25 protein-coding genes are annotated in these 21,988 nt (G+C 38.2%); 8 read left to right on the top strand and 17 right to left on the bottom strand.

Annotation, left to right across the window (positions count from 1 at the left end; translation table 11 throughout):
* Positions 1-13: 13 nt before the first annotated feature.
* On the bottom strand, positions 14-298 hold the full coding sequence (locus tag WAZ07_RS02205) for a post-transcriptional regulator (protein WP_336471145.1): 285 nt from the start codon (positions 296-298) through the stop codon (positions 14-16).
* A gap of 121 nt (positions 299-419) precedes the next feature.
* Here WAZ07_RS02205 and spoVB point away from each other — a divergent pair, with 121 nt between their 5' ends.
* Positions 420-1,979, top strand: a complete 1,560-nt coding sequence (spoVB, locus tag WAZ07_RS02200; protein ID WP_336471144.1) for a stage V sporulation protein B — start codon at positions 420-422, stop codon at positions 1,977-1,979.
* Between the two features lie 33 nt (positions 1,980-2,012).
* Here the strand turns inward: spoVB and WAZ07_RS02195 are convergent, their stop codons facing one another.
* Positions 2,013-2,498, bottom strand: a complete 486-nt coding sequence (locus WAZ07_RS02195; protein WP_336471143.1) for a GNAT family N-acetyltransferase — start codon at positions 2,496-2,498, stop codon at positions 2,013-2,015.
* A 77-nt stretch (positions 2,499-2,575) separates the two neighbouring features.
* Positions 2,576-3,223 carry a DUF421 domain-containing protein gene (locus WAZ07_RS02190; RefSeq protein WP_336471142.1) on the bottom strand — a complete coding sequence of 216 codons (648 nt, stop codon included), beginning with the start codon at positions 3,221-3,223 and terminating at the stop codon, positions 2,576-2,578.
* Between the two features lie 114 nt (positions 3,224-3,337).
* Here WAZ07_RS02190 and WAZ07_RS02185 point away from each other — a divergent pair, with 114 nt between their 5' ends.
* On the top strand, positions 3,338-3,724 hold the full coding sequence (locus tag WAZ07_RS02185; RefSeq protein WP_090919719.1) for a TIGR04086 family membrane protein: 387 nt from the start codon (positions 3,338-3,340) through the stop codon (positions 3,722-3,724).
* A 31-nt stretch (positions 3,725-3,755) separates the two neighbouring features.
* Here WAZ07_RS02185 and yajC read toward each other — a convergent pair whose 3' ends face one another.
* From yajC to WAZ07_RS02150, 7 genes are all read right to left on the bottom strand, one after another.
* Complete coding sequence (gene yajC / locus WAZ07_RS02180; protein ID WP_090919716.1) at positions 3,756-4,016, bottom strand: preprotein translocase subunit YajC; 261 nt, start codon at positions 4,014-4,016, stop codon at positions 3,756-3,758.
* A 27-nt stretch (positions 4,017-4,043) separates the two neighbouring features.
* Positions 4,044-5,183, bottom strand: a complete 1,140-nt coding sequence (gene tgt, locus WAZ07_RS02175; protein ID WP_090919713.1) for a tRNA guanosine(34) transglycosylase Tgt — start codon at positions 5,181-5,183, stop codon at positions 4,044-4,046.
* A 14-nt stretch (positions 5,184-5,197) separates the two neighbouring features.
* The gene (gene queA / locus WAZ07_RS02170) at positions 5,198-6,250 is read right to left on the bottom strand and encodes a tRNA preQ1(34) S-adenosylmethionine ribosyltransferase-isomerase QueA (RefSeq protein ID WP_336471141.1); all 1,053 of its coding nucleotides are present in this window, start codon (positions 6,248-6,250) and stop codon (positions 5,198-5,200) included.
* A gap of 19 nt (positions 6,251-6,269) precedes the next feature.
* The gene (locus WAZ07_RS02165; protein WP_336471140.1) at positions 6,270-6,476 is read right to left on the bottom strand and encodes a DUF2905 domain-containing protein; all 207 of its coding nucleotides are present in this window, start codon (positions 6,474-6,476) and stop codon (positions 6,270-6,272) included.
* Complete coding sequence (gene ruvB, locus WAZ07_RS02160; RefSeq protein WP_139207768.1) at positions 6,473-7,474, bottom strand: Holliday junction branch migration DNA helicase RuvB; 1,002 nt, start codon at positions 7,472-7,474, stop codon at positions 6,473-6,475. Before ruvB ends, WAZ07_RS02165 begins: the two co-directional genes overlap by 4 nt.
* A gap of 5 nt (positions 7,475-7,479) precedes the next feature.
* Entirely contained in the window at positions 7,480-8,097 is a 618-nt protein-coding gene (ruvA, locus tag WAZ07_RS02155) for a Holliday junction DNA helicase RuvA (RefSeq protein ID WP_336471139.1), read from the bottom strand.
* Positions 8,098-8,263: 166 nt separating this feature from the next.
* Positions 8,264-8,794: a BofC C-terminal domain-containing protein gene (locus WAZ07_RS02150; RefSeq protein ID WP_336471138.1), complete on the bottom strand. Its 531-nt coding sequence runs from the start codon at positions 8,792-8,794 to the stop codon at positions 8,264-8,266.
* A 654-nt stretch (positions 8,795-9,448) separates the two neighbouring features.
* Here WAZ07_RS02150 and WAZ07_RS02145 point away from each other — a divergent pair.
* A complete protein-coding gene (locus WAZ07_RS02145) occupies positions 9,449-9,979 on the top strand; it encodes a P-loop nucleotide/nucleoside kinase family protein (protein ID WP_336471137.1) in 531 nt (176 codons plus the stop codon).
* 18 nt (positions 9,980-9,997) lie between these two features.
* Here WAZ07_RS02145 and WAZ07_RS02140 read toward each other — a convergent pair whose 3' ends face one another.
* From WAZ07_RS02140 to nadB, 6 genes are all read right to left on the bottom strand, one after another.
* Complete coding sequence (locus WAZ07_RS02140; protein WP_336471136.1) at positions 9,998-10,705, bottom strand: YhcN/YlaJ family sporulation lipoprotein; 708 nt, start codon at positions 10,703-10,705, stop codon at positions 9,998-10,000.
* A 95-nt stretch (positions 10,706-10,800) separates the two neighbouring features.
* On the bottom strand, positions 10,801-10,941 hold the full coding sequence (locus WAZ07_RS02135; RefSeq protein ID WP_336471135.1) for a hypothetical protein: 141 nt from the start codon (positions 10,939-10,941) through the stop codon (positions 10,801-10,803).
* Between the two features lie 131 nt (positions 10,942-11,072).
* On the bottom strand, positions 11,073-13,376 hold the full coding sequence (safA, locus tag WAZ07_RS02130) for a SafA/ExsA family spore coat assembly protein (RefSeq protein ID WP_336471134.1): 2,304 nt from the start codon (positions 13,374-13,376) through the stop codon (positions 11,073-11,075).
* 232 nt (positions 13,377-13,608) lie between these two features.
* A complete protein-coding gene (nadA, locus tag WAZ07_RS02125; protein WP_336471133.1) occupies positions 13,609-14,715 on the bottom strand; it encodes a quinolinate synthase NadA in 1,107 nt (368 codons plus the stop codon).
* A gap of 25 nt (positions 14,716-14,740) precedes the next feature.
* A complete protein-coding gene (gene nadC / locus WAZ07_RS02120; protein ID WP_336471132.1) occupies positions 14,741-15,574 on the bottom strand; it encodes a carboxylating nicotinate-nucleotide diphosphorylase in 834 nt (277 codons plus the stop codon).
* A gap of 15 nt (positions 15,575-15,589) precedes the next feature.
* A complete protein-coding gene (nadB, locus tag WAZ07_RS02115) occupies positions 15,590-17,116 on the bottom strand; it encodes an L-aspartate oxidase (protein ID WP_336471131.1) in 1,527 nt (508 codons plus the stop codon).
* 124 nt (positions 17,117-17,240) lie between these two features.
* Between nadB and WAZ07_RS02110 the strand changes: the two genes are divergently transcribed.
* The 5 genes from WAZ07_RS02110 (at position 17,241) to WAZ07_RS02090 (ending at position 20,794) form a co-directional block, all read left to right on the top strand.
* Positions 17,241-18,383, top strand: a complete 1,143-nt coding sequence (locus tag WAZ07_RS02110) for an IscS subfamily cysteine desulfurase (RefSeq protein ID WP_336471130.1) — start codon at positions 17,241-17,243, stop codon at positions 18,381-18,383.
* Positions 18,380-18,922 (top strand): transcription repressor NadR, encoded by a 543-nt coding sequence (locus tag WAZ07_RS02105; protein WP_090918633.1) that lies wholly within the window; start codon positions 18,380-18,382, stop codon positions 18,920-18,922. Before WAZ07_RS02110 ends, WAZ07_RS02105 begins: the two co-directional genes overlap by 4 nt.
* An 87-nt stretch (positions 18,923-19,009) precedes the next feature.
* Positions 19,010-19,657: an MOSC domain-containing protein gene (locus WAZ07_RS02100; RefSeq protein ID WP_336471129.1), complete on the top strand. Its 648-nt coding sequence runs from the start codon at positions 19,010-19,012 to the stop codon at positions 19,655-19,657.
* Positions 19,658-19,850: 193 nt separating this feature from the next.
* Entirely contained in the window at positions 19,851-20,129 is a 279-nt protein-coding gene (locus tag WAZ07_RS02095) for an MBL fold metallo-hydrolase (protein ID WP_336471128.1), read from the top strand.
* Complete coding sequence (locus WAZ07_RS02090; RefSeq protein WP_336471412.1) at positions 20,060-20,794, top strand: MBL fold metallo-hydrolase; 735 nt, start codon at positions 20,060-20,062, stop codon at positions 20,792-20,794. Before WAZ07_RS02095 ends, WAZ07_RS02090 begins: the two co-directional genes overlap by 70 nt.
* 326 nt (positions 20,795-21,120) lie before the next feature.
* On the opposite strand, the gene pheA is transcribed toward WAZ07_RS02090, so the two are convergent.
* A complete protein-coding gene (gene pheA, locus WAZ07_RS02085) occupies positions 21,121-21,975 on the bottom strand; it encodes a prephenate dehydratase (protein WP_336471127.1) in 855 nt (284 codons plus the stop codon).
* Positions 21,976-21,988 lie beyond the last annotated feature (13 nt).

Below are 21,988 nucleotides of genomic sequence, written 5' to 3'. Positions count from 1 at the left end.
AATTACAACCTTATTATTTATTTTCATATTCATCAAACGACCAAAGCGGTGCTTGATACGCCTTCAGCGTTAAATATGTCATATAATCGCTAGCTGTTAACGTTAACACATCATTTACAAGCTCATACAATCTGACATCGGGCCCTACTTTTTTCCACTTTTTGTCCTTTAAACATTTCCATACGTCTTCTAGTGTAACACGTTCATAGCCGAGCATGTGAAACTCTTCCACTTTACTGTCTAAAACAATTTGTAATTGTTCACGGTACACTTCTATTAATCCCTCTTTCTCAGCCACTTCTATCTCATCTCCCTCTGGTCACAGATTTCTCATTTCAAAAGCTTGTCATGCTTATCTTATTCATGCATATAAATTATTGTAAATCATTCCACTGATTTTGAGAAGGTAGGAGAAAACAATGACGAAACAAACCTTTTTACGAGGTGCTTTTATTTTAATGTTCGCCGGCTTTATTACAAAAATATTAGGCTTTATTAATCGCATTGTGATGGCGCGTATTTTAGGCGAAGAAGGTGTTGGGTTATATATGATGGCTGTGCCAACATTTATATTAGCTATTACCATTACACAAATCGGTCTTCCAGTTGCCATTGCAAAACTAATCGCTGAAGCAGAGGCGACACATGATAAACAACAAGTTAAAAGAATATTAACCGTTTCATTGGCCATTACCTCGGTCATTAGTATTCTATTAACAATCGGAATTATGCTTCTTGCTCCTTTATTAGCAGAAACATTACTAACTGATAAACGAACCTACTATCCATTAATCGCTATTTTACCGGTTGTGCCTGTTATTGCTGTTTCCTCTGTGCTGCGCGGTTATTTCCAAGGGAGACAAAACATGAAGCCGAGTGCCTATGCACAAGTACTAGAACAAGTCGTTCGCATTACTATTATTGCTGTATGCATTCGCTTTTTCTTACCATATGGAGTGGAATACGCAGCAGCAGGTGCCATGCTCTCAGCTGTACTTGGAGAAATTGCTTCTCTGTTATTTCTATTAACATTGTTTCAAAGAGAAAAACATCTTTCCATACGTTCTCATTTTATAAGTACTGTAAAAGAAAGTAAAAGTACCTTTTATTCTTTAATGGATATTGCGCTTCCTACAACAGGAAGCCGCTTAATTGGATCTATTTCTTACTTTTTCGAACCAATTGTTGTTATGCAAAGTTTAGCAATTGCCGGAGTTGCAGCTTCTATCGCAACGCAGCAATACGGTATCTTAAATGGATATGCCTTTCCACTTTTGTCTCTGCCAGCCTTTATTACATATGCTCTTTCTACGGCACTTGTTCCTTCTATTAGCGAAGCAAACGCAAAAAAACAACGTCGTTTAGTAGAGCATAGACTACAGCAAGCGCTACGCATCTCTCTTATCACAGGCGGCTGGTCTGTTGTCATTTTATATATATTCGCTTCCCCTATTTTAACGCTTATGTACGGTTCCGATAGCGCTACTCTTTTCATTCAAGTGCTTGCACCTTGCTTTTTATTTCACTATTTTCAAGGACCACTCACTTCTGTATTACAAGCTCTAAATTTAGCGCGAGCGGCCATGATGAATACATTTATCGGAGCAATTGTAAAATTACTTGTTATTTTCGTCCTGGCCTCACAACCACAGTTTCAAATGATGGGCGTCGCTCTTGCAATTGCAGCCAATATCGTTACAGTTACTTTACTTCACTATGCAACTGTCTTAAAAAAAATTACGTTTACTATTTATATAAAAGATTATGTATACGGTTTACTTGCTATTATCATCTCCGGGGGAGTAGGTTACTACATACATAAACATCTTACCTTTTCTCCTTCACTTGGCAAGCAAACATTATGGGAAGTACTATCTACTACGATACTATATGTATTCCTGTTAATCCTTTTTCGAATTATTCGAAAAGAAGAATTACTAAGACTCCCTATTCTTCGCAAATTTTCTTTTTTAAAATAAAAACAGCTATCGAATTTATTTCGATGGCGATTTTTATTTCATAAGCTGCAATGGCTTTTGGTAATAGACAAGTGTTGTACAATCATTCAATCGTTTACTAACACCAGTCTGTACAAAACCCATTTTTTCATACAGATAACAGTTCCGTTTTTCCTCTAAAATTGTGGCTAACTCCCAACTTGTTGCTTGCGGGAACATCTCTTCTAGTAACAATATTACTTTTTGAGCAATTCCTTTTCCTTGATACTTCGGAAGAATAAACATAGGACTGATCCAAAACTTGGTTGTCCCTTCTTTCCAAACTACACATACAGCACCAACAACGGCCTTATTATACATGATTTTATAAAATCCACCATGCGGATTATGAATTCTTGTAATGACTCTATCAAGCTTCTCGTTTGCAGGATTCGTATTATAATCTTGGTATGTTTCCAATAACGGCAGAAAAGCCTCTACTTGCATCGCATAAATCAATTCCGCGTCAGAAACTGCAGCTTTTTCTAGTGCGATTCCCATATCATTCACTCCAAATCAGACTTCTTTGCACTTTCATATTCGACATAGTTCTATGAAGTCCTGTTTGGAGCATATATTTACTCATCTTTTAAATCAACAAAAAACTGACCGTTTTGAAAACTACAATATGAAATCTTCTCAATATCTGTATGCCCCAGTTTCTTTAACTTATCCTCCAGCCATATATCGGTATGTTCCATCATGTATAAATGTTTTTTCTGAATTTCTCCATCAATAATAAGTGGAACTGAAAATAATGGTGTGTCATTTTTACTTTTTTGTTTTTCAAATACTGATAATCTTCCCGATGGCTCTAAAATCGCATACTCTATATCACGTATATCACCGATACTTTGCTCGCGTAATTGCATAAGTAAATCATCCATGTTATAACGCTGTTTACGCATTTGCTTCTCATCAATCTTCCCCTCACGTATGATAATAGCCGGCTCCCCTTCTAATATATGACGAATACGCTGACTTTTTAGCGAGACAAGGGATAACACAATTTGAATAAGCATAATCAGCACCATCGGAACGAGTTGATGCCAAATTGCTTTATCCATATTTTCAATTGCAATAACCGCCATTTCACCAAGCATAATAAATACAACTAAGTCTAAAACACTTAATTCACCAATTTCGCGTTTTCCCATCAGCCGAAAAATAATTAACATCACACTGTATAAAAGAATTGTTCGAAAGATAATTTGAAGTAGTTCCATCTTTCATTTCCTTCCTCGTCGCAATTTCTATATATTAGTTTCCCCGCACAAAAAGAAACTAGTCTAACTTAGCAAAAGAAGAAATATGCTTGTATTAGAAAGGAGAGATGCTCTATGGATGGAACTAGAAAATTATCAATTGCAGTTGGATTCGGCATCGTTACCTTGCTTATTTTTGCTTGCCTAGCAAGTATCATCATTGCTTTATTATTGAAGTTTACAAACATAAATGAAAGAACTTTATCCATCGCACTTCTTGTCCTCGCAATTGTATCGACAGTAATCGCTGGATTTGTTGCTGGAGTAAAAGCACAAGGAAAAGGATGGTTTGTCGGTGGATCTACTGGAGTTGTATTTGCTATTCTCGTATTTCTTGTAAATTATTTAGGCTTTTCATCGGCGTTATCGAACGTACAGCTTCTATATCAACTTGTACTTATTGCGGCAAGTACAATTGGAGGCATACTTGGAGTCAATATCGGTAAGCGCACAACATATTAAAAAAAAGCCCTGTATTTTCAGGGCTTTTTCATTAGTTTTTCACAACGTCGCGAATTGCACTGCGATCAAATGTAAGGTGTGAACCACCAGATTTAATCACAATTGTTGTATCGTTTACAGATTCAATTGTACCGTGTAAGCCGCCAATTGTTACGATTGCATCGCCTTTTTTCAGTTCGCTTTGCATTTGCGCTACAGCCTTTTGACGTTTTTGTTGTGGACGAATTAGTAAGAAGTAGAAAATCGCAAACATCGCAACGATCATGATAATATTCATCATACCTGGATTCATCTTTTATGCCTCCTTAATTATTATGTATTAGAAGTTTTTAGCATTCGGTTTATTAAAACCATATTGTTCAAAGAACTCATCACGGAAATCTCCAAGACGGTCTTCACGAATGGCTTGTCTCACCTGCTCCATTAATTTTAACAGAAAATGCAGGTTGTGATAAGACGTTAAACGAATTCCGAATGTTTCATCACATTTCATTAAGTGACGAATGTACGCACGTGAATAGTTTTTACATGTATAACAATCACAATTCGGATCAAGCGGACCAAAGTCTTTCGCAAATTTTGCATTTTTTACAACTAAGCGGCCTTCACTTGTCATACACGTACCGTTTCGCGCAATACGAGTTGGAAGTACACAGTCGAACATATCAATACCGCGGATTGCACCATCAATTAACGAATCTGGTGATCCAACGCCCATTAAATAACGCGGCTTGTTATCAGGAAGAAGCGGTGTTGTAAATTCAAGCACACGGTTCATAATATCTTTCGGTTCCCCAACGGATAAACCACCAACTGCGTAACCCGGAAAATCCATTGAAACAAGGTCGCGTGCACTTTGACGACGAAGCTCTTCAAACTCTCCGCCCTGTACAATACCAAATAGACCTTGATCCTCTGGACGCTGATGTGCTTTTAAGCAACGTTCTGCCCAGCGGCTCGTACGCTCTACTGATTTTTTCATATACTCAAATGTTGCCGGAAACGGCGGACACTCATCAAACGCCATCATAATATCAGAACCAAGTGCATTTTGAATTTCCATTGCCTTTTCTGGTGATAGGAACAATTTATCCCCGTTTAAGTGATTACGGAAATGAACACCTTCTTCTTCAATGCGGCGGAAGTCACTTAAACTAAATACTTGGAAGCCGCCAGAATCTGTTAAAATCGACCGATCCCAGTTCATAAATTTATGCAAGCCGCCTGCCTCACGCACAATTTCATGACCAGGACGAAGCCATAAATGATACGTATTACTTAAAATAATACCCGCATCCATTGCTTTTAACTCTTCTGGTGACATTGTTTTTACAGTTGCAAGTGTTCCAACTGGCATAAAAATCGGCGTTTCAAATGAACCATGCGGTGTATGAACACGTCCTAAACGTGCACCCGTTTGTTTACATGTTTTAATTAATTCATAACGTATTGCTGTCATATCTTTACTCCTTTTTATTTCTTTTCTACTTGAGAGTGAGATGCAACAAACATCGCATCACCGAAGCTAAAGAAACGATACTTTTCTCTTACCGCTTCATTGTAGGCATGAAGAACATTTTCTCTTCCTGCAAATGCACTCACAAGCATAATTAATGTTGACTTTGGCAAATGGAAGTTTGTAATTAAACCATCGATCGCTTTAAATTCATATCCTGGATACATAAAAATATCAGTCCAGCCAGAAGCGGCGCAAATCTTGCCATTATTATCTGTTGCAATTGTTTCAAGCGTACGCGTTGATGTTGTTCCAACAGTAATAATACGGCCACCTTCTTGCTTCACACGATTTAGAAGGTCTGCTGTTTCCGCTGACATATGATAATATTCCGCATGCATATGATGTTCTTCAATTGTATCTGCAGAAACCGGTCTAAATGTCCCAAGACCAACATGAAGCGTAATAAACGCTAAATGAATGCCTTTTTTCTTCAGTTCTTCTAACAGCTCTTCTGTAAAATGAAGCCCTGCTGTTGGCGCTGCTGCTGAACCAACTTCACGTGCAAATACCGTCTGATAACGGTCACGGTCTTCAAGTGTTTCTTTAATATACGGAGGAAGCGGCATTTCCCCAAGTTCATCTAAAATTTCATAGAAAATACCGTCATACGAAAATTCTAAATGACGGCCACCTTGATCGCCAGTTCCAACACATGTTGCTTTTAGTTTTCCCTCACCAAAAGAAATTACCGTTCCTTCTTTCACACGTTTCGCCGGTTTAACAAGTGTCTCCCAAGTATCGCCATCTTCTTGCTTTAATAAAAGCACTTCAATATGTGCCCCTGTATCTTCTTTTATACCGTGCAAACGAGCAGGCATTACTTTCGTTTCATTTAAAACTAAGCAATCACCTTCATGTAAATAAGAAAGAATGTCAGTAAAATGCTTATGCTGAATCTCGCCAGTTTCACGATCTAGCACCATTAACCTTGATGTTTCTCGCTCTTCAAGTGGTATTTGTGCAATGAGTTCTTCTGGTAAATAAAAATCAAACAGATTAATATCCATAACTTATGTTCACCTATTTCTATCTAAATCGATTTATTACATACATAATAAAAGATAATACAATACTTATCACAATACACGTAATGACAGGAAAATAAAAGGTAACTTTCCCCTTTTTCACAAAAATATCGCCTGGAAGCCTACCTATAAAGTGAAACTTCCAAGCCAATCCAACAACAATGAAGAAAATACCTACTGTAATGAGCAGCTTTGGCATATCCGTCATGCTTGTGGCATCTCCATTCCGAAATGTTCATATACAAGCGGTGTAACAATACGGCCTCGTGGTGTTCTTTGTAGGAAACCAATTTGTAATAAATACGGCTCATACACATCTTCAATTGTGTGTGATTCTTCTCCAATCGTTGCGGAAACTGTTTCTAATCCAACTGGACCACCGCGGAACTTTTCAATAATACCAAGCAATAATTTATGGTCAATATGATCGAGTCCAAGCTTATCTACTTGTAGTAGTTCAAGTGCCATTTGCGCAATTTCTATCGTAATCGTTCCATCACCTCGAACTTGTGCAAAATCACGTACACGGCGCAATAAACGATTCGCAATACGAGGCGTACCTCGTGCACGCCTTGCGATTTCTAAAGCAGCTAAGGAGTCGATTTCAACTTCAAACACTTCTGCAGTACGCCTTACAATAGCTGACAACTGATCAACTGTGTAATATTCTAAACGAGATAATACACCGAAGCGATCTCGAAGCGGTGCAGATAACGCTCCTGCCCGCGTTGTTGCCCCAATTAACGTAAACGGCGGTAAATCAAGCCGAACTGAGCGTGCTGTCGGGCCTTTTCCAATAACTATATCAAGACAAAAATCTTCCATTGCTGGATACAACACCTCTTCAATTGAACGATGTAAACGGTGAATTTCATCAATAAATAAAACATCACCTGGTTGAAGTGCTGTTAATACTGCTGCTAAATCACCTGGCCGTTCAATTGCTGGTCCTGACGTTGTACGAATATTCACGCCCATTTCATTCGCAATAATATTTGCTAATGTCGTTTTTCCAAGTCCTGGCGGTCCATATAATAATACGTGATCTAACGTTTCTTCACGCATTTTCGCCGCCTCAATAAATACTTCTAGATTATGCTTTGCTTTATCTTGGCCAATATATTGACGGAGCGTTTGTGGTCTTAACGAATATTCTAAGTCCGCATCTTCATACGCGGATTCTCCTGAAACGAGACGTTCGTCCATTCTACTCACCTCTTACCATTTAGTAAAAGACTAAGTGCCTTTTTAATATATTGATCCGTCGTAAGTGATTCTTTTAATAATTCTGGCACGACGCGAGATACTTCTCGCTCTGCATATCCAAGTGCTCTAAGCGCTTCTAGTGCTTCATCAAGCTCCGCAGATGTTCCTTTCTTCTCATCGAAACGTTCTGCATCTGAGAATAAGTCGGCAAAAGCGTCAGGCACAACATCTGCCAATTTTCCTTTTAAATCTAAAATCATTTGACGCGCTGTTTTCTTCCCGACGCCAGGGAACTTCACTAAAAATTTTTCATCCTCATGTTCAATCGCTTGTACAACCTGCCCCGTTTGACCTGAAGCTAAAATCGCAAGCGCTCCCTTCGGTCCAATCCCCGATACACCTAAAAGCTTTGTAAATAGTAAGCGCTCTTCACGTGTTTTAAATCCGTAAAGGGCCATTATATCTTCTCTTACATAATGATATGTATATACACGAAGTTCTTGTTTACTTCTTTGGAATACATACGGATTTGGTGTGAAAATCTGATAACCAATTCCGTTATGATCAAGAACGATATATTCCGGTCCTACATATTCCACATAACCTGTAATATATTCAAACAAAACTGTATCTCTCCCTCTCAAATCATGTATTCCATTTTAACATAAATAACGATAAAAATGCGAGGTTCCCCCAACAAATGTTCTCTATCCTATTTTTCATTTTCATATTGACAGAATGCTCTCGAAAAATGATTTTAGCAAAACAAAAATAAGAAACAAGCCGTAGCTATCTTACGCTACGGCTGTTTCCATTTCTCATAGAATATTGTTCCATATCTTTCATCACTTTCACAAACCGCTCTTTTGACTTCACTCGAATTCCTCGCTTCAGCTGTTCACGCTGATAGCTCTTCATCTTTTTCATATCGATTTGAAAGAAGGAATGAATGGCATTGTCATTTTCCGGCACACCGTTAAAAATTTGGAGAATTCCCTCTTTTGAAACTCCAAAATACCCACTCGTTTTTAATAACGGTGAAATATCATCAATGCGCTGTTGCAATACAATTTGTACATCATCTCGATCAACGAGTTGCCAATCTTTATATTGCTCGAAAAGCTTTTCTAAATTCACAACTTCTTCTCTAAAAATCTCCTGACTCACTTCCCCGTCTAAATATATACGCTGCAACATGATTGTAATTTGAGGTTCCTGCTGGGCTTCATTACCCGAACTCTCTGCCGATGCTACACTCGATTCATGATACAAACAAAACGCAGCTAGTACAATCTGCATAGCAACGATCATGAACTTCATATACTGTCACCTCTTTTAGGGAAAATAAAAAACTTCTATTTACAGTTTGACCGAAAGTAGAAGTTTTATGCCCCTTAGAAGATTCGAAGTTAGATATCTCGAAAAGCAGCATTAACTCATTATATAGATACAAATTAAAAACCCCTTGCTTTTTAGGTGGGCGAGAGCATCTGGCCATACATAGAAGCGGTCAGGGCCTTTTTCTGCCACATGCAAGGTTTAAAACAAAAGGAGAAAGCAAGTAGCGGTTATGTCGTATTCTGCATAGCAGCAATTGATATGTCGAAACATTAAAATGAATTTGTATTGAATAGATCTTTTGTCAATAAAGAATGAGGTGTACAAGATTAAGAATATAAAAAAGCGGAATAAGCTCTTCAACCTATTCCGCTACCATTTTCTATATAAATAAGAAAGACGCCTGTCATGCAGGCGTCTTGATGCGTTTACGGCGAGAGACCAGGCGGCCACATCCGCGTGTTTAGCACTTAAGCATATCTCTCGTCTTACGTAAATTAGCTCATCGCTTTGTTAATATAACATTAATGCTAAGAGAAAGCAAGAAAAAAATAATAATCAAAAACGCTGTCTCTAAAAAAGGATCATTTCACAAAATGTCGAATATGGAGAACACTTATAAAGAAAGGATATAGAATGATGACACAAGTAATCTTATTTAGGGGAAAAATATGTACCGGTAAAACAACAATATCAAATTCTGTAGGCACACAACTACATATACCGGTTATTCATAAAGACGATCTATATGACTCTATCGCTGAACACATAACAGATCATTTCATTCGAAACAAAATTTGCTTTAGTATTCTATTCCGATTGTTAGAATCCACTCTTGCTTGCAATGCAACCATTATTATCGATTTCGGTTATAACCACTTAGATGATGTTCTGAAATTAAAATCTTGGGTCGAACAACGAAAAGGGATTTTAACGTCTATTTCATGTACTTGTAGTGATGAATCTGTCTGGGCGCGTCGACTAAATGAACGAAAAACAAATCCTCAGCCAAATCAACTCATCACAGACTTACATGAATTAAAACAACATTATAGTACAATTAATACAGACTTATTAGCAGATGAACTTCAATTAGACTGCATAGAAGATATTCATTTATTAACAGAAAAAGCGATACATTACATAAATAAAAAGAAGGGGAAATAATATCTCCCCTTCCTTCCATTATCGCACCACGTTAGTTACATTCGTACGAAGGTCTCGGAACATATTTGTTACATCACGATTTAAATCATTTGTAATTGTTCCATTTCGTAGCTGCGTACTCATTGTATCAACGCGAGTAAACATATCTGCTTTCGCTGTTACATAGACATTACGATTGTTCACAAGAGGCGCAACAGTTTTGCGAATGTCATTTTCTAACGCTTTTTCGTCTGGATTGTTGCGAGTTTTGACCGCAATGACAACATCATTACCACGTACAACAGTAGAAACACGATCTACATTATCCATACCTTTTACTCGGTTGGTAACTGCTTCAGCTACTTTACCATCGTTGTTTATATACGTGTTGTTCATCGTAACATTGCGAGTTGGATATGGATTCGTCATTTGTCCATGATAATTTACATCGCGGTAATAATTGTATCCAACGTTATCACGACGATTGTGAATGTCTTGATTAATTTTTGTATACTTTACATTCCCATAATCGTCAGTTCTTGCATTGTTACGGTATGTGACATAATCTGTGTAACGGTCTGTACGTGCTACATTATCTCTATACGGAGAAGCATTCTCATACGATGTACGCTCATAATTATAAGTAGCATTACGATCCATTGCACTTTTATTTTTAGGTGTACCACATGCAGCTAATGCACTGGTAACTAACAAAGAAGCAGCAATAAGTTTAATTTTTTTGTTCAATGCAAAAACCCCCTCTGTTAGAATGAACTTTTCATTCGAAAAGCTCCCTCTTATCATGAGTCACAAAAGAGGTTTTTACACTGTAAGTATTTTACTTAAAATTCCGGAGATACCGCTGCTAAATAACGCTTATACTCCGAGCTGGCATGAAGGTGCTCAGTAATAAGGCCTTTTACATTTGCTACTTTTACCTTCGTTTGTAGCTTCTCAACAAGTTTTTCAATTTTTTGTTCCATTTCTGCTATTTTCTTTCTCAGCAGGGTTCATTTACTCTTATGGGACTATATTATATAATCTTTGCTGAATTTCCAAACAAATTCTCACAAAAAACCGTTCTTCATGAAAGAACGGCTTCCTAACACTCTTTTTAAGCTTCCTCTTCTTCTGGATAAGGTGCTCCAAATACAGAAGGAGAATTTTGTTGATAATACATTGTACCTGGCTGCAGCGCATGCGGAATATATGGATTTTGTTGATGAAATTCACGTGAAAAATAGGGCATACCTGGCTGTGGACTATACAATTGCGGTTCGTCATCACAACCGCAATCCTCTTGTACCGGCGCAATAGACGATGTATTATTATCCATTGTTACAGATGCGACATCTGGATTTGACATAGCAGTGTATTGCATATCATATTGTGGCATTCTTTGTATTGGCGGCATTCCTTGCATTGGCGGCATTCCTTGCATCGGCGGCATTCCTTGCATTGGCGGCATTCCTTGCATCGGCGGCATTCCTTGCATCGGCGGCATTCCTTGCATCGGCGGCATTCCTTGCATCGGCGGCATTCCTTGCATCGGCGGCATTCCTTGCATCGGCGGCATTCCTTGCATCGGTGGCATTCCTTGCATCGGTGGTGTACCGTAGTATGGACTTTGTTGATATGGCACCGGTTGCGGATATGATGGTTGATGCGAATACGGACTTGGTGCAAAAGGTGACATTTGATTGTTTTCCATCATCGGCATCATATTTGGCATTGGATTGCTTTCCATCATCGGCATCATGTTTGGCATTGGATTGCTTTCCATCATCGGCATCATATTTGGCATTGGATTGCTTTCCATCATCGGCATCATGTTTGGCATTGGATTGCTTTCCATCATCGGCATCATGTTTGGCATTGGATTGCTTTCCATCATCGGCATCATATTTGGCATTGGATTATTTTCCATCATCGGCATCATGTTTGGCATTGGATTATTTTCCATCATCGGCATCATGTTTGGCATTGGATTGCTTTCCATCATCGGCATCATATTTGGCATTGGATTGCTTTCCATCATTGGCATCATATTTGGCATTGGGTTACTTCCCATCATCGGCATCATGTTTGGTATTTCACTGCTTTCCATCATTGGCATCATATTTGGCATTGGGTTGCTTCCCATCATCGGCATCATGTTTGGCATTGGATTGCTTTCCATCATTGGCATCATATTTGGCATTTGGCTGCTTTCCATCATCGGCATCACGTTTGGCATTTGGCTGTTTTCCATCATCGGCATTATGTTTGGTATTTCACTGCTTTCCATCATTGGCATCACGTTTGGCATTTGGCTGTTTTCCATCATTGGCATCATGTTTGGTATTTCACTGCTTTCCATCATTGGCATCACGTTTGGCATTTGGCTGTTTTCCATCATTGGCATCACGTTTGGCATTTGATTCTCTTCCATGATTGGCATCGTAACATTAGGCGGGAGTACTTGCGGAATTTCTTTTGTAACATTTGGCATAACAACATCACTTACATTCTCTTTCTTCACTTCCGGTGCAACAATATTGCTTACATTTTCTTTCTTCACTTCCGGTGCAACAATATTGCTTACATTTTCTTTCTTCACTTCCGGTGCAACAATGTTGCTTACATTTTCTTTCTTCACTTCCGGTGCAACAATGTTGCTTACATTTTCTTTCTTCACTTCCGGTGCAATAATATTGCTTACATTTTCTTTCTTTACTTCTGGTGCAACGACATTGCTTCCTTTCATTTTATTTACTTGCGGAGCAATTAAATCGTTCCCTTTTTTTATAATATCTGCAATTTTATATTCTTTCGCTGATTTGACTGGCGGTTGCGGTGGTTGTGGTAAAATGTTTACGGAAAATTTTGTGCTCTCCTTTTGTTTTTCTACTTTACTAACAGTCGGTTGCTTTTCAATAATAGGTTGTTTTTCCACCGGCTTCTCTTTTTGTATCGGTTGCTCCTTTTGCACTTCTTTTTGTATAGGCTGTTCTTTTTGCACTTCTTTTTGTATAGGCTGTTCTTTTTGCACTTCTTTTTGTATAGGCTGTTCTTTTTGCACTTCTTTTTGGGGTTTTATCTGCATTTCCTTCTGTCCCATTTGTGCTGCTGGCTTTTCTGTAATTGGTCCAGCTTGTGGAGCCATTTCTTCCTCTTCTTCTATACCAAGAGTTTTCGGTGCTACAGGGAATTCTTTTTGCTGTACTTCTTTTACATATTCTTTTGGAGGGACCGAACCAGCACCTGGATTTTTTTTAATTGGAATGCTATTGGATGGTACTTTAATTTTCATGCCAGGCATAATTAAGTCTGGATTACTGAGCTGTGCATTCGCTTTTTTTAATGTTTCAAAATCTACCCCGTACTTTTTCGCAATTTTCCAAAGGGTATCCCCTTTTTGCACGATATGAATTTTCAAATTTTCCCCCTCCTGTATAACTTATCTATAATAAAGTGAAACTTCCATCAGTGGAGATTTTCTTCATCCCCCGCTTATCTTATTCGCTTTTCTCTAAATCTTGAGGTACGGTCTTACTGTCCACAAATAGCGGGATAAAAACGAATATAAACACAATGATTGCTTCACCACAATGTATGCTCATAAAAGTAAAATTATGTACAAAAGAAAAAGCAACGGAAATCCGCCGCTTTTATACTCGCTCTAACATTCTGTTTAATGCAAGTACCGCTTCTTCCGTTACTTTTTTATCTACTTCAATTACATTTACATGCTCGCCGCGCAAGGTTGCTTCCAGTACCCATAGTAAATGTGGTAAGTCAATACGATTCATCGTTAAGCATGGGCACATAAATGGATTTAACGAAATAATTTCTTTATCTGGGTGCTGCTGAATAATACGATTAACTAAATTCATTTCTGTACCGATTGCCCACTTACTTCCAGACGGAGCTTTTTCAATCATATCAATAATATATTTTGTTGAGCCTGCATAATCAGAAGCTGTAACAACTTCATAGCAACACTCCGGATGAACAATAATATTCATATCCGGATGATTTCTCCTTACACTTTCAATATTTTTCACAGTAAAATTTTTATGGACAGAACAATGTCCTTTCCATAAAATAACTTGAACATCTTCCATATTCCCGTCATATTCCAATGAATCTGTGTGTGGGTCCCAAACTGCCATTTTTTCTAGCGGTACACCTAGGTCATATGCTGTATTACGTCCTAAATGCTGATCTGGTAAGAATAAAATCCGCTCTTTTTGTGTAAACGCCCATTTTACCATCTTTTTCGCATTAGAAGATGTAACTGTCGCACCGCCATTTCGGCCGCAAAATGCTTTAATCGCAGCTGTTGAATTTACATAGGTTAACGGAAGCATTGTATCTCCAAATAATTGCTGCAATTCTTTCCAAGCTCGCTCCGTTTGTTCAATATCAGCCATATCCGCCATAGAACAACCAGCTCGCATATCAGGAAGAATAACAATTTGTTCATCTGTTGTTAGCATATCAGCTGTTTCTGCCATAAAGTGAACACCACAAAATACAATATACTTTGCCTCTTTATTACGCGCCGCTACTTGTGCAAGCTGCAAGGAATCTCCCGTGGAATCTGAAAATTGGACAACCTCATCTTTTTGATAATGATGCCCTGGAATGAAAAGCTTCGCCCCTAACTTTTCTTTAATTTCACGAACACGCGCTTCCATCTCTTCAATTGACATTGTTTCATAACGATCTGGTAACATCGTTTCAATCGGTTGCACTGTCTCTAAAATATCCATCAGTGAAGTCCCCCTCTTCTCTCAATCACACTTCAATATTGAAACTAATATCTAACGCTTTAACAGAATGCGTTACCAATCCTAACGAAATGTAATCCACACCTGTTTGGCCATACTTCGCTATATTTTCCATCGTAATCCCGCCTGAAGCTTCTGTAACAATTGCGCTTGGAACGAGCTTACAATATTCACGCACTTCTTCTGGTGTACGATTATCAAACATAATAATGTCTGCTCCGGCAGAAATTGCTTCTAATACTTGTTCTTCCGTCTCTGTTTCTACTTCTACTTTCACCATATGTCCAAGCTGTTCTTTCACCACTGTTACCGCTTTTGTAATCGATCCAGCAAATACAATATGATTATCTTTAATCATGACACCATCGTATAATCCGAAACGATGATTATAACCGCCGCCACATACAACGGCATATTTATCAAACATACGAAGTCCTGGCATCGTTTTTCTCGTATCACAAATGCGTGTATGATCGCTTCCGATTGCAGTAACTGCTTTTCTTGTCATCGTCGCTACGCCGCTCATACGCTGAATAACATTTAACACAACACGCTCTGCTGTTAATAAAGAAGCAATCGGCCCTTGTATAGTAGCAAGGATGTCTCCGTTTGTTACCATGTCCCCGTCTTTTTTATGAAGTATAACTTCAATTCGATTATCTAATAATGCAAAACCTTCCTTAATCACATCAGCTCCTGCAAACACACCTGTATCTTTAACAAGTAACGTTCCCTTTGCTTGCTGGTCGTTTGGAAAAATAAGCTGCGATGTTACGTCTCGCTCCCCGATATCTTCTAGAAAAAATTGTTTTAATGCCTCTTTTACTTTTAACGCATTCATAGTACCCCTCTTTTCTTACGCGAATCGCAACATATTTCTTCTCATTACAATTTCGTGTGTCTTATTACTACGATTTGGAAAGTCACTGCGATAATGACCGCCAATACTCTCTTTTCTTTGCAGTGCAGCTTTTGTTAGTAGCTGACAAACCGTTAACATATTGATAATTGTTATATCCTCATTTGTAAAATTTTTATATAGGAGCATTTTATTATAGGTTCCATACTGCTCTAACCATTGCTTCGCATACAATAAGCCTTCTTCTGTGCGGACAATTCCAACGTATTTCATCATCATCTCTTGTAGTTCTTCTTTTTTTGGTAATTTTATTTGTTGTAAATCACCTTTCATTATTTCATTGGTGCTCACTATTCGTGGCCTACTATTCGCTAAAATGTGTTCCCCGACACGTTTTCCAAATACAAGACCTTCTAATAATGAATTACTCGCAAGGCGATTGGCACCATGTACACCATTACATGCCACTTCGCCAACTGCATATAGACGATTGATCGATGTTTCCCCGTTACAATTTGTTTTTACGCCGCCCATATGAAAATGCGCACCTGGCACTACTGGAATGCACTTACTTTTCACGTTAACGCCACTTTTTTCACATAAAAAAGAGACGGTTGGAAAACGTTCTTCAAAATTTGTAATAGATGATATATCTAAGTGCACTTTTTCACCAGCTAGCATTTGTTCATGAATAGCACGCGCGACCACATCACGCGGCGCGAGGTCTTGTTGTTCATGAACATTCGTCATAAAGCGCTCTCCTTTTCCATTTCGAAGAATAGCTCCTTCTCCGCGCACCGCTTCTGATACAAGGCCGCAGCAAGCACCATTTACGTATAACATCGTTGGATGAAACTGTACAAATTCTAAATCAACAAGCTCTCCCCCGGCTCGATATACCATCGCTAAGCCATCACCTGTAACAGTACAATCATTGGAGGTAAACGCATATAATTCTCCAATACCGCCTGTTGCTAGTACAACACTCTGCGCGTCATACTTTTGTATATTCCCTTCACTATCACGCGCTACAACACCGTGGCAAGTCTGATTTTCTATTATAAAATCCAAGACCATTTCTTGTTCAACAATTGTCACGTATGGAAGTACTTGCTCTGCAAGATGCGCTAATAAATTTTTTCCGGTTGCATCCCCGCCTGCATGTAAAATACGTCGCTTTCGATGCGCCCCTTCTTTTCCAAAGTGTAGCCCTCGTTCATCGCCGTCAAAACTCATACCGTTATCTAATAATATTTTCATTTCTTTCGGCCCTTGCTCTACTAAATAACGAACAGCTTCCGTATTGTTATAATGGCAGCCTGCTGTAAGCGTATCTTCATAATGATCGTCTGGATGATCAAATGAAGCAACTGCAGCTGCAATCCCACCTTGTGCTAAATTTGTATTGTTATTTCGCCCTGTTTTCTTTGTGATAATCATCACATTCTTTTCGTGGCAAATGGTTTGTGCAACGCGCAGCGCTGCAACCCCGCTTCCGATAATTAAGACATCTGCATTTGGCATTTTCATTGCCCCCTACTTTACACTTTTCAACTGTCTTGACACCTATATTTACATATATTTAAAATAATAACAAGAACTTTTTAGAAAACGACAAGAAAATCTTATACAGAAAGGGCTATGTTCTATGATATATATGGATTATGCTGCAACAACACCTATGAGTAAAGAAGCGCTAGAAACATACACAAAAGCCGCTGAACGTTATTTTGGAAACGAGCAAAGCTTACACGATATTGGTGGGACTGCCTCCTCTTTGTTACAATCTTGCCGCCAAACATTTGCTGCGATGATCGGAGGAAAAGAACAAGGCGTTTTTTTTACGAGCGGCGGATCTGAATCAAACTATCTTGCGATTCAATCATTACTAAATACTCGAAACGGTACGCATATCATTACAACACCTATTGAACATGCATCGATCCGAAATTATTTTCGCCTTCTTCAAAAGCAGGGCTATGAAATTACTGAAATACCTGTGGATCGATTTGGCATGATTCAACTCGAAATACTTGAGCGTTCCATTACAAAACAAACTGTACTTGCAAGCATTCAACATGGAAACTCTGAAATTGGCACACTGCAACCAATTGCTGAAATTGGAGCCATTCTCCAAAAGTATAACGTCTTATTTCATACAGATTGCGTACAATCATTTGGAAAAATGCCGATTGATGTAGAAAAAATGAATATTGATAGCCTCTCTGTTTCAGCGCATAAAATTTATGGACCAAAAGGAGTCGGCGCATGCTATATAAACCCGCAAGTTCGTTGGGGAGAAGTGTTTCCAGGAACCTCTCATGAAAGAGGGTTTCGCCCCGGCACCGTGAATGTCCCTGGCGTCGCTTCATTTATTACAGCAGCGCAGCATATACTACAGAACCGCCAAGAGGAAATGGGACGTTTACAAGAATTACGAACATACTTTATCAAGCAATTACAAGCTCTTTCACCCGAAATACAAATTGAAGGTCATTCTATTTCTTGTTTACCGCATATCATTGGGGTTACAATAAAAGGAATAGAAGGTCAGTATACGATGCTAGAGTGCAATCGTCGTGGTATTGCTATTTCAACAGGAAGTGCTTGTCAAATTGGGAAACAAGAGCCTTCTAAAACGATGCTTGCGATTGGAAAAGAACATGACGAGGCGAAGCAATATGTTCGTTTTTCACTTGGACAGCAAACAACAACAGAACATATCGATGCAGCGATTCATGCAATTGCAACAGTTAGAAATCAATTCAATAGAGGGGTTAATAGAACATGAATCAAAATGAACAAAAAAAGATTTTAGGCGAGGAAAGAAGACAGCTCATTTTAGAGTGGCTCCTCGCTGCAAATAAACCATTGTCCGGTAGTGAATTAGCAAAGAAAACAAATGTAAGCCGTCAAGTTATCGTACAAGATATTTCTTTATTAAAAGCACGAAACGAACCCATTATTGCAACGGCGCAAGGATATTTATATTTAAAACCGACAGAAAAACAACATACATTTGAACGTATCATCGTTTGTCAGCATCAGCCCAATGAAGTTCGTAAAGAACTCACGCTACTTGTGGACCATGGCGTTACAATTAAAGATGTAAAAGTGGAGCATCCGGTATATGGAGATTTAACAGCTTCCATTATGGTAAGTAATCGCTTTGAAGTCGAGCAGTATTTAAACAAGATTGAAAAAACAAACGCAACTTACTTATCACAGCTTACAAATGGAATTCATTTGCATACAATTGAAGCAGATTCGCTTGAAAAGTTAAATGCTGCTTGCGAGGCATTAGACCGGGCAGGATTTCTTGTTCATTAAAAAACGTACAGAGAATTTTACTTTCTCTGTGCGTTTTTTATTTTCATCATGCTACAATAGAAAAAATAATGGGAAAGGAGAAAATATATGGTAATCGAACTCATTCATTTTAGCATCGGGAAACCAAAAACGATTCAATATGCAGAAAATAAAGAAATGACAAGCGGTATATGTAAACAGCTTGTTAAGGATGCTTTTTTATCAAAAGATGGATTTCAAGGAGACGGTGTTGCGGACTTACGCTTTCACGGTGGGCCTGATCGTGCCGTTTGTGTTTATCCCTATGAACATTATGATTTGTGGGAAAACGAGTTTCATACATCACTTCCTTCATCTGCATTTGGAGAGAATGTAACAGTTACAAATATGTTAGAGCAAGATGTTTGTATTGGCGACATTTATCAGCTCGGAGATGCAATTGTTCAAGTGACGCAAGGAAGAGTTCCATGCAGTACAATTTCGAAACGACTCGGCATTCCTAGCATTTTACCTCGCATTGTTGAAACTGGCTATACAGGATATTTATGTCGCGTTTTGCAAGAAGGAACGGTTCGTAAAGATTCACCAATTACATTACTCGAACGTCATCCACATCAAGTTTCCATTCTATTTGCGAACGAAATCTATTTCCGAGGGCAAAAAGATGTAGAGAGTATGGAAAAAATTGTCGCCGTTCCTGAACTAGCAGAAGAGTGGCGAAAATCATTAACCGCACGGCTTGGGAAATTAACATAAAGTGAAACTTCCATCAGTGTTTTTTCATCTCCCACTGATCAATCGAAGTCTAACTGCTTGTTTGTATGAAATAGAAACGCTATTGTATCTGTTAAAACATGACAAGACTATATTTAGCACTAGTCACTCTAGTAAGTTGAAAATAATATTTATGAAATAGAGAAACGTTCAAATTATTTGGAGGTGATCACCTATGCAAATTATTAACACAACATCATCTTATTTTTCAATAGCAAAACTTTCTGAAGGTGTGTATGCTGCAATCGCCAAAAAAGGTGAAGGGGCAATGAGTAATGCTGGTTTCATTGATTTAGGGGACGAGGTTCTTATATTTGATACATTTGTAACTCCTAACGCTGCTAGAGATTTGCGAAAAGTAACAGAAGATATTACTCAAAAAAAATTAAATATGTTTTTAATAGCCATTACCACGGAGATCACACTTTTGGTAATCAAATTTTTGAAGACGTAACAATCATTTCAACTTCACTTACAAGAGATTTACATGCAGAGCAAAACGTTATTATAGATTTAAATAAAGAGCAAGTAGAAATGCAACTATACTTGAATCAACTAGAACAAAGAATAATGACTGAAAGTGATCCAGTCTTATTAGAAAGCCTTGATAGTCAATTTAAAGAAATGTCAAAAGTACACGCATCATTACCTGAATTACGAATTGTACTTCCAAGTTTGACCTTTAATGATAAACTTGTAATTCATGGAACTTGCCGAACAATTGAATTATATTGCTACGGAGGTGGTCATACTCCAAGTGATGCATTTCTATATTTACCAGAGGAGAAAATTGTATTTATGGGCGATCTAGTCTTAGAGAATCTACATCCTCCTATTTTTAATTCCCAGCAATTTATTGACAACTTATCTAAAGTTGATGCGATGGATATACAAACAATCATTCCTGGTCACGGTAATATAGTGACAAAAGATCAAATTGGAGTTATATCACAATATTTGCAGCACCTTAACATGAGAGTAGCATCTTCTTTAGAAAAGGGAGAATCCTTAGAACAAATCTTATCAACTAATATTCCTAAAGAATATGCCAACTGGACAGGTGTCGATGGATACAAACGAAACCTTACTATTGTATACAATGAACATAAAGAAAAATAGTAGTAGATTGTTAGAGACAAAATATAGGGGAAATATTGTTTCTAAAGTAACTCTTTTATTGTACTGAAATAAATGAAACATATGACGCGCTAACATATTAATCGTATATAATATGTTAGCCTGTTTTGTTTTTAACATTTAAATCTTGATAAAGTGAAACTTCCATCAGTGGAGAGTTTTTTCATCTCCCACTGATGGTTAGTTGAACCAATCGGGCTTTTACGGGCAGTTATCCCCCACCTATCTTCCTCGTTTCTCTCTGAATCTTGATGTGGGGGTCTTACTGCCCGTTAATGCGGGATAAAATACGAAATGAGATTCTTTTTTCACACCCAATAAGAAGAATAACTCCCAAGTAATGTAACCGAAAAACCAAGTGCTTCTAATTCCATTCTCACTCCTGGAAGCAGAACATCATCATACTCGTTTTCGACATCAATTAAGAAAAAATAATTGCCAAGACCTGTTTTCATTGGACGAGACTCAATTTTGGAAAGATTTAATTTCCTCCATGCAAATGCTGATAACACTTGATATAATGCTCCTGCATAGTCTGAAGGTAACGTTATCATAAGCGTTGTTTTCTTTCCACGACGCTCTCCATTTCTTGGTAATTTCACTTGTTCATGCTTATGCAATACGAGAAAACGTGTATGATTATTTTTATGCGTATGAATATCACGCTGAACAATGGATAATCCATACTTTTCTGCCGCAGCCTCATTAGCAATTGCCGCAATTTTTTCTTCTGGATGTTCCATCACAAACTGCGCAGCAGCACTCGTTGATGTCATATCGCGCACCGTTACACCTTTTAATTCTTGATTTAAAAACTTATGACACTGCGCAATCGCATGTGGATGAGAATGCACCGCATATACATCTTGCCAACATTGTACGTACTGCGGATGAACGAGCAAATGTTGCTGAACAGGCACTGTAATTTCGCCAACAATCGGCAGCGTTTGCTCATGTACAAGATAATCAATCGTAATATTGACAGAGCCTTCAATTGCATTTTCAAGCGGTACAACTGCAAAATCGACAACATCATTTGCTGCTGCATCTATACAATCTGGAATGGTTCGATATGGTACATGTTCAGCCTCAGGAAAGAAGCGACTCACCGCCATATTTGTAAATGTTGCTTCTGGTCCTAAATAGCCAACTCGAATCGTCATCTCATCCCCTCTT

The sequence above is a fragment of the Bacillus bruguierae genome, assembly GCF_037104725.1.
GTDB lineage: Bacteria > Bacillota > Bacilli > Bacillales > Bacillaceae_G > Bacillus_A > Bacillus_A bruguierae.
Note: the sequence above shows the minus strand (reverse complement) of the source record. Positions and strands in the feature narration are given on the sequence as shown.

Coding starts and splice junctions, on each gene's coding strand:
- yajC (WP_090919716.1), bottom strand. CDS start 4,016: ATGAATCCAGGTATGATGAATATTATCATGATCGTTGCGATGTTTGCG.
- spoVB (WP_336471144.1), top strand. CDS start 420: ATGACGAAACAAACCTTTTTACGAGGTGCTTTTATTTTAATGTTCGCC.
- WAZ07_RS02145 (WP_336471137.1), top strand. CDS start 9,449: ATGATGACACAAGTAATCTTATTTAGGGGAAAAATATGTACCGGTAAA.
- ruvB (WP_139207768.1), bottom strand. CDS start 7,474: ATGGACGAACGTCTCGTTTCAGGAGAATCCGCGTATGAAGATGCGGAC.
- nadB (WP_336471131.1), bottom strand. CDS start 17,116: ATGCCAAATGCAGATGTCTTAATTATCGGAAGCGGGGTTGCAGCGCTG.
- nadC (WP_336471132.1), bottom strand. CDS start 15,574: ATGAATGCGTTAAAAGTAAAAGAGGCATTAAAACAATTTTTTCTAGAA.
- WAZ07_RS02110 (WP_336471130.1), top strand. CDS start 17,241: ATGATATATATGGATTATGCTGCAACAACACCTATGAGTAAAGAAGCG.
- tgt (WP_090919713.1), bottom strand. CDS start 5,183: ATGACAGCAATACGTTATGAATTAATTAAAACATGTAAACAAACGGGT.
- WAZ07_RS02135 (WP_336471135.1), bottom strand. CDS start 10,941: ATGGAACAAAAAATTGAAAAACTTGTTGAGAAGCTACAAACGAAGGTA.
- WAZ07_RS02150 (WP_336471138.1), bottom strand. CDS start 8,794: ATGAAGTTCATGATCGTTGCTATGCAGATTGTACTAGCTGCGTTTTGT.
- queA (WP_336471141.1), bottom strand. CDS start 6,250: ATGGATATTAATCTGTTTGATTTTTATTTACCAGAAGAACTCATTGCA.
- WAZ07_RS02165 (WP_336471140.1), bottom strand. CDS start 6,476: ATGACGGATATGCCAAAGCTGCTCATTACAGTAGGTATTTTCTTCATT.
- WAZ07_RS02100 (WP_336471129.1), top strand. CDS start 19,010: ATGGTAATCGAACTCATTCATTTTAGCATCGGGAAACCAAAAACGATT.
- WAZ07_RS02185 (WP_090919719.1), top strand. CDS start 3,338: ATGGATGGAACTAGAAAATTATCAATTGCAGTTGGATTCGGCATCGTT.
- WAZ07_RS02105 (WP_090918633.1), top strand. CDS start 18,380: ATGAATCAAAATGAACAAAAAAAGATTTTAGGCGAGGAAAGAAGACAG.
- nadA (WP_336471133.1), bottom strand. CDS start 14,715: ATGGATATTTTAGAGACAGTGCAACCGATTGAAACGATGTTACCAGAT.
- WAZ07_RS02195 (WP_336471143.1), bottom strand. CDS start 2,498: ATGGGAATCGCACTAGAAAAAGCTGCAGTTTCTGACGCGGAATTGATT.
- pheA (WP_336471127.1), bottom strand. CDS start 21,975: ATGACGATTCGAGTTGGCTATTTAGGACCAGAAGCAACATTTACAAAT.
- WAZ07_RS02190 (WP_336471142.1), bottom strand. CDS start 3,223: ATGGAACTACTTCAAATTATCTTTCGAACAATTCTTTTATACAGTGTG.
- WAZ07_RS02095 (WP_336471128.1), top strand. CDS start 19,851: ATGCAAATTATTAACACAACATCATCTTATTTTTCAATAGCAAAACTT.